General features: G+C 68.9%; 8 protein-coding genes and 1 pseudogene. 6 read left to right on the top strand and 3 right to left on the bottom strand.

Features of this window, described 5'->3' with window-relative positions; translation table 11 throughout:
• Positions 1-235 precede the first annotated feature (235 nt).
• Positions 236-655 (top strand): hypothetical protein, encoded by a 420-nt coding sequence (locus AB0I54_RS47845; RefSeq protein WP_363302705.1) that lies wholly within the window; start codon positions 236-238, stop codon positions 653-655.
• 20 nt (positions 656-675) lie between these two features.
• A pseudogene (locus AB0I54_RS47840) lies at positions 676-1,552 on the top strand (IS5 family transposase).
• Positions 1,553-1,562: 10 nt separating this feature from the next.
• Here the strand turns inward: AB0I54_RS47840 and AB0I54_RS47835 are convergent.
• Both AB0I54_RS47835 and AB0I54_RS47830 read right to left on the bottom strand, forming a co-directional pair.
• Positions 1,563-2,081 carry a hypothetical protein gene (locus AB0I54_RS47835; protein WP_363302706.1) on the bottom strand — a complete coding sequence of 173 codons (519 nt, stop codon included), beginning with the start codon at positions 2,079-2,081 and terminating at the stop codon, positions 1,563-1,565.
• 33 nt (positions 2,082-2,114) lie between these two features.
• Positions 2,115-2,555 (bottom strand): MarR family winged helix-turn-helix transcriptional regulator, encoded by a 441-nt coding sequence (locus AB0I54_RS47830; RefSeq protein WP_363302704.1) that lies wholly within the window; start codon positions 2,553-2,555, stop codon positions 2,115-2,117.
• 120 nt (positions 2,556-2,675) lie between these two features.
• Here AB0I54_RS47830 and AB0I54_RS47825 point away from each other — a divergent pair, with 120 nt between their 5' ends.
• Both AB0I54_RS47825 and AB0I54_RS47820 read left to right on the top strand, forming a co-directional pair.
• Positions 2,676-3,089, top strand: coding sequence for a DUF1398 family protein (locus AB0I54_RS47825; RefSeq protein ID WP_363302703.1), 414 nt, complete (start codon positions 2,676-2,678; stop codon positions 3,087-3,089).
• A gap of 6 nt (positions 3,090-3,095) precedes the next feature.
• Complete coding sequence (locus tag AB0I54_RS47820) at positions 3,096-3,506, top strand: DNA-3-methyladenine glycosylase I (protein WP_363302701.1); 411 nt, start codon at positions 3,096-3,098, stop codon at positions 3,504-3,506.
• A gap of 91 nt (positions 3,507-3,597) precedes the next feature.
• On the opposite strand, the gene AB0I54_RS47815 is transcribed toward AB0I54_RS47820, so the two are convergent.
• Positions 3,598-4,080, bottom strand: a complete 483-nt coding sequence (locus AB0I54_RS47815) for a DUF6328 family protein (protein WP_363302700.1) — start codon at positions 4,078-4,080, stop codon at positions 3,598-3,600.
• Positions 4,081-4,202: 122 nt separating this feature from the next.
• On the opposite strand from AB0I54_RS47815, the gene phoU reads away from it, so the two are divergent.
• Both phoU and AB0I54_RS47805 read left to right on the top strand, forming a co-directional pair.
• Positions 4,203-4,871 carry a phosphate signaling complex protein PhoU gene (gene phoU / locus AB0I54_RS47810; RefSeq protein ID WP_363302699.1) on the top strand — a complete coding sequence of 223 codons (669 nt, stop codon included), beginning with the start codon at positions 4,203-4,205 and terminating at the stop codon, positions 4,869-4,871.
• Between the two features lie 148 nt (positions 4,872-5,019).
• The gene (locus AB0I54_RS47805; protein ID WP_363302698.1) at positions 5,020-5,286 is read left to right on the top strand and encodes a hypothetical protein; all 267 of its coding nucleotides are present in this window, start codon (positions 5,020-5,022) and stop codon (positions 5,284-5,286) included.
• Positions 5,287-5,452: the final 166 nt, after the last annotated feature.

The following is a 5,452-nucleotide window of genomic DNA, read 5'->3' as shown; positions in this document are numbered from 1 at the left end:
CAAGCCGATGGCACCGGAGCCGGTCCCCTCTAGAAACCACTCACGGTCACCATCAGGCTGGGCCCCGCGGGGAACTGGTGCCGGTTGAATACGCGTGCTCACCAGTACCGAGGACGGTGACCGAACTGCTGACAGGTCAAGCCCACGGGGAAGGAGACGGCGCGTGATCCCGCCACGGACCTGCCCATCGCGTCAACGCCCGGCCCGGTCCCGCCGCCCTGGCAGGATGCTGCTCATGCAGCCGCTGCCCGAGCCCTGCCCCGCCGACCTGATCCCCGACGCGACGGGCATTGACGCCCTCAACGACGCCTACCGGCAGGCCAAGCAGCAGCACACTGTGTTCGTCGCCATCGAATCCCTGGTCGAGCGATGGACGGTGAAGGCCGACACGATCACCGCTCCGCAGCATGTCGTCGCCGACTCGGTGTACGACGCCATCCGCGCCGCGGTTATCCGGCTGATCCGCTCCCACGAGATCCGCCCGGACTCCTCCGCCGGGCCGGTCTACTTCATGCTGTACGACGTAAAGGGCGAGCACCGGGCCCGTGAACTCGCGGCCGCACTGCACGCGTCTGCACGGAGAACTCGAACCGCTGGCCCGCGCCGTGCCCGAATCAAACACCTAATTAGGCCGTGTATCGAAAGTGGATCTTGAGCGATAAATGATCTCGGTTCATGGGGCGGGGAGATCTCACGGACGAGCAGTGGGCGGCGCTGGAGCCGTTGTTGCCGAAAGGCACGAGGGCGGGGCGACCGCCTGTCTGGCCTCGGCGGCAGTTGATCGATGGCATACGGTTCCGGGTCCGGACCGGTGTTCCGTGGCGGAACGTGCCCGTCGAGTACGGGCCGTGGGGCCGGGTCTACGACTTGTTCCGCCGGTGGCAGCGGAACGGCACCTGGCACCGGGTCCTCACCCGGCTCCAGTCCCTGGCCGACGCTAAGGGTGCGATCACGTGGGACCTGAGTGTCGACTCCACGGTGTGCCGCGCCCATCAGCATGCGGCCGGGGCTAGGAAAACAGGGTGAACTGCAGAGGGAACCGCCGGGTGGTGTGTTCACCGAGCCCGGTGAACACGGGCTGGGACGCTCGCGTGGCGGGTTCACCACCAAGTTGCACCTGGCCGTCGAGCAGGGTCAGAAGCCCATGTCGATCGTGGTCACGGCAGGGCAGCGTGGGGACTCGCCGCAGTTCGAACCCGTGTTGGAGAAGGTCCGCGTGCCCCGCATCGGGCCGGGCCGGCCGCGTGTCCGCCCCAATCGCGTGCGGGCCGACAAGGCGTACGCCTCTCGCAAGAACCGTGCCTACCTGCGCCGCCGCGGGATCCGCTGCACCATCCCGGACAAGGTCGACCATGTGCGCCACCGCCAAAAGCTCGGCTCCCGTGGCGGTCGGCCGCCGCGTTTCGATCCGGCCGATTACCGCGAGCGTCACGCGGTCGAGTGCGGGATCAACCGCCTCAAGAGGCACCGCGCTGTCGCCACGCGATACGACAAGCTCGCGGTCCGCTACGAGGCGACCGTCCTCGTCGCTGTCATCAACGAGTGGCTGTGACCCTCGGCCGTCACACGGCGGGGTCCACGTTCCACGCCGGAAGATCGCTGCCGCAGAAGACGCAGACGAAGTCGTCTTCGCGGACGATGTTGTGTTCCTGGCAGTCAGGGCACCGCTGGAACACCACCTCGTGGGTGAAGCCGGAGGGCCGCCCGAGTTCCACGCCGTCCAGAGCACGGGCGACTTCCGACCACGAGCCGATGTCCGGGCAGTACCCGGTGGACTGGTTGCTGACCTCGCTCACGGCCCACCGGTCTGCCTCGCATATGAAGCTGATCTCGCCGGCACTTCGAACCATGTCTCCGTCGGCACAGGCCACGTGCTCGCTTCGTCGCGGCGCCAGTCGAAGCACACCGTCCATACCGACCACGAAAGTGAACGATTCGGCCAGCTCCGCCGCCGATCGCTCAGCGATCCACCTGCCGAAGTCAGCCGCCGAGTTGATCCGGCACCCGCCGCCACCAGGCCGGACCGCACTCTTCAGCTCGACCGGTCCGACATATCTGTAACTCCGCCCCCGCGCACTCACGTCAGCCAACCTAGAGCACTTCCGACACACGCCCTAGCCGCCTTCCCTCTCGCGTCGGCGCAGTTGCTCGTTGAGGCGGCGCAGCAGGCGGCGGGCGGCGGCGATGTCGTCCTGCGGGATGTCGGCGGTCAGGTCGCGGTGGACCTCGGCGGCCCGTGCGGTGATCTTCTCCAGCGTGCGCCGCCCCAGCGGGGTGAGCGCGAGGAGAGGTGAGCCGCGGTGGTCGGGGTTGGGCCGGAACTCCGCCATACCCTCGCGCACGATGTCGTTGGCCACCCGCTGGACGCCCTGCCGGGTGATGCCGAGTCGCCGGGCCGCCCGCGCCACGGGCAGGGCCTCCTCGGAGACCACGCTGAGCAGCTGCCAGCGCGCCTGGGTCTGCCCCTCGGCCGACGCCACGGCCTCGCCCGATCTGCGCAGCAGTCCCGCGGCCTCGAACACGTCCGCGACCAGCAGGGCCAGCTCGTCGGTCATTCCGCACCTCGGCCTTCCTCGCCGAATTGACAATACATTGTCGATCCGTGAATCTGTTGTCAGTGTACGGGGCAGCCGTGCACTCCCACATCCACCGCCACCCCACACACGGAGAAGACGATGGGCACCGCGATCACCAACCTCCAGGCCGCGATGGAGCGAGCGGCCGCCGTTCGGCCCAAGGTCGGCGGCTTCCCCTACCTCGCCGAGACGCTCCGGCAGGCGGGCGTCGGCCACTGCCGCATGGCCGTGCCGTCGAACGTGATGCTGTACCTCACCGACAGCGGGAACGTCCTCGTCCAGGGCGAGCCGCTGTGCACGGGCATGGTCGACGTCGCCCCGTTCGACCGCGAGGCGCTCATCGCGGCGCTCCGCGCCGACCAGGGCGGCGAGACGACGTTCCCGGAGTTCGTGAGCGGATGCTGGAAGGCCGGTGTGGTCTGGTACGACGTGGACCTGCGCGCCCGCACGTGCACCTACTACGGAGCCGACGGCGACAGCTACACCGAGACCTATCCGGCCATGGAGATCTGACGCCCGATGAATCGCGGGACACCGCTGCGGCGCTGCTCCTGGGCCGAGACCGTGAGCCCTGAGGTGCAGCGCTACCACGACAGGGAATGGGGCGTACCGCTGCACGGCGAGCGGGCCCTGTTCGAACTGCTCACCCTGGAAGGCGCCCAGGCCGGGCTGAGCTGGTCCACCGTGCTGACCCGCCGGGACGGCTACCGCCGGGCGTTCGCCGCCTTCGACCCCGAGGTGATCGCCGCGTGGTCCGACGACCGGGTGGACCGGCTCCTGCGCGATCCGGGCATCATCCGCCACCGCGGCAAGATCTCCTCGGCCCTCGGCAACGCCCGCGCCGTACTGGAGCTGCGCAACTCCGAAGGCGGCCTGGACGACTACGTCTGGTCGTTCGCAACAGGCCCTATAGCGCTCACGGCTGCTTAACTGGCCCTGAGGCCCGGGAAGCCACGATCAATCTCAGCGCCAGCCACGGTTCCACCGATCCCCGAGGTCGGTGTCGCCCCCACCGCCTGGATCACGAACGACGCAGTGCCCAGGGCAGGAGGAACCAGAGGCCGGCGAACATCGCGGTGGTAGCAGCGGTGATGACAACGGCCGCCGTGAGGCCGAGCACCACCTCCATCAGGAGCAGGACTGCGCCGTTGAGCGCCAGGGCCAGGAAGATCAGGCCGATCTGGGCGAGGCGGGCGGAGAGGGCCACGATGCGGGGTTTCGCGCCGCGGTGGAACAAGCCGCGGTGCAGGGCAACGGGGGTGGCGAGGATGGCCGAGGTGATGACGGTCAGGAGCAGGGTGACGACGAAGGTGCCACGTTCAAGGGCGTCGAGCCGCGGGAATCGACTGGTGAAGGCCAGGCCCAGCAGGAAGGCGAACAGGATCTGCACGCCGGTCTGGACGACGCGCAGCTCTTGGAGGAGCTCGAGCAGGTTGCGGTCGGCCCGCTCCTGCGGCGTTTCCCGGCGCGGCATCGGCGGCTGCTGTCCTGGTTCCATCTGCATGGACCTCACTGTCCGCTCGGTTCCGTGCGGGCGCGAGCACCGGCTGGAATGTGTCCCGGGGTGTGGGGGTGTGCGAGTCTGGCAGTCGATCGCGGGCGGACACATGGACGGGAGGAAGCGGGATGCGGGAGGCGTACCACAAGGAACTCGCCTCGCTCAGTGACGGCCTGGTGGAGATGGCGAACCTGGTCGGCTCGGCCATCGGCCGGGCCACCACCGCCCTCCTGGACGCCGCCCTCCAGGTCGCCGAGAATGTCATCTCCGCGAGCGAGAAGGCCGATGAACTCCAACGCGACCTGGAGAACCGGGCGATCGCGGTGCTGGCGCGGCAGCAGCCGGTCGCCACGGATCTGCGCATCGTCGTCACCTCGCTGCGCATGAGCGCAGACCTGGAGCGCTGCGGTGTCCTGGCCCAGCACGTGGCCAAGCTGGCCCGGAGGCGTTACCCCCAGCGGGCCGTGCCGCGCGATCTGCACCGCACGATCCTGGAGATGGGCCAGCTCGCGCAGCGCCTGATGGCGCAAGCCGCCGAGGTGGTCATCACGAAGGACGTCGATGCGGCACTCCAGCTGGAGAAGGACGACGACCGCATGGACGAGCTGCACCGCATGATCTTCCAGCACCTGATGGACGAGAAGTGGCAGCACGGCGTGGAGACCGCCGTGGACGTCACGCTGGTCGGCCGCTACTACGAGCGCTTCGCCGACCACGCGGTGTCGGTGGCCCAGCGCGTGGTCTACCTGGTCACCGGCGAACACGCGGACGAGCTGCCCACGGACGGACCCGCATAACCCCTGCCGAGCCCGGCGCGGGGGCGCCCGCTTGCCAGCCTTCCTCGGGCGCACGACAGGCGGCAGCGGGTAGCCGGCCCGGCTGCGGATTCGGCCATTCGGCGGGCGTGGCGTTGGCGGGCCGCGCCCCGGCGGCCAGCATGGGCCCATGGTGGAACACACAACCGTCATACACGGCATCACCCGGGCCACAACGCACCGCGGAGGATGGGTCGAACACGAGCCGACCGGACGCGCCGTAGTGCACTGCACCTGCGGCCTCGACAGCGGCACCGTGACAGAAACCCAGGCAGTACAGATCGCCGACGACCACCGCCGGACGGCCGCGGAAGCCCGCAGCGCTCCCGACAAGCGCGGCTACGTCTTCCTCGGCACCGCCACCGCGGCGTCTGTCGCGATCTGGCTCCGAAGGTGAACTCTCACGCCACCCAGCAGTAGACGCCCTGGTCCTGGCGTCGGGCGCTGCTGACGAAAGCAGCTAGATCACCTAGTGTCCTGCGCCAGTAGTTGATCGTTAGAAGTTGCGTGACTTCTGCTGCTGGTGCGTCAGTTCCCCGTCGGGGCCCGAAGCTGGAACCGTT

This window comes from Streptomyces sp. NPDC050625 (genome assembly GCF_040654755.1).
Lineage (GTDB): Bacteria > Actinomycetota > Actinomycetes > Streptomycetales > Streptomycetaceae > Streptomyces.
This window is presented reverse-complemented; position numbering and strand designations above follow the sequence as displayed.

Excerpts from the sequence above, each read along its gene's own strand:
- AB0I54_RS47815 (WP_363302700.1), bottom strand. The coding sequence starts at position 4,080 with ATGCAGATGGAACCAGGACAGCAGCCGCCGATGCCGCGCCGGGAAACG.
- phoU (WP_363302699.1), top strand. The coding sequence starts at position 4,203 with ATGCGGGAGGCGTACCACAAGGAACTCGCCTCGCTCAGTGACGGCCTG.
- AB0I54_RS47830 (WP_363302704.1), bottom strand. The coding sequence starts at position 2,555 with ATGACCGACGAGCTGGCCCTGCTGGTCGCGGACGTGTTCGAGGCCGCG.
- AB0I54_RS47820 (WP_363302701.1), top strand. The coding sequence starts at position 3,096 with ATGAATCGCGGGACACCGCTGCGGCGCTGCTCCTGGGCCGAGACCGTG.
- AB0I54_RS47805 (WP_363302698.1), top strand. The coding sequence starts at position 5,020 with ATGGTGGAACACACAACCGTCATACACGGCATCACCCGGGCCACAACG.
- AB0I54_RS47845 (WP_363302705.1), top strand. The coding sequence starts at position 236 with ATGCAGCCGCTGCCCGAGCCCTGCCCCGCCGACCTGATCCCCGACGCG.
- AB0I54_RS47825 (WP_363302703.1), top strand. The coding sequence starts at position 2,676 with ATGGGCACCGCGATCACCAACCTCCAGGCCGCGATGGAGCGAGCGGCC.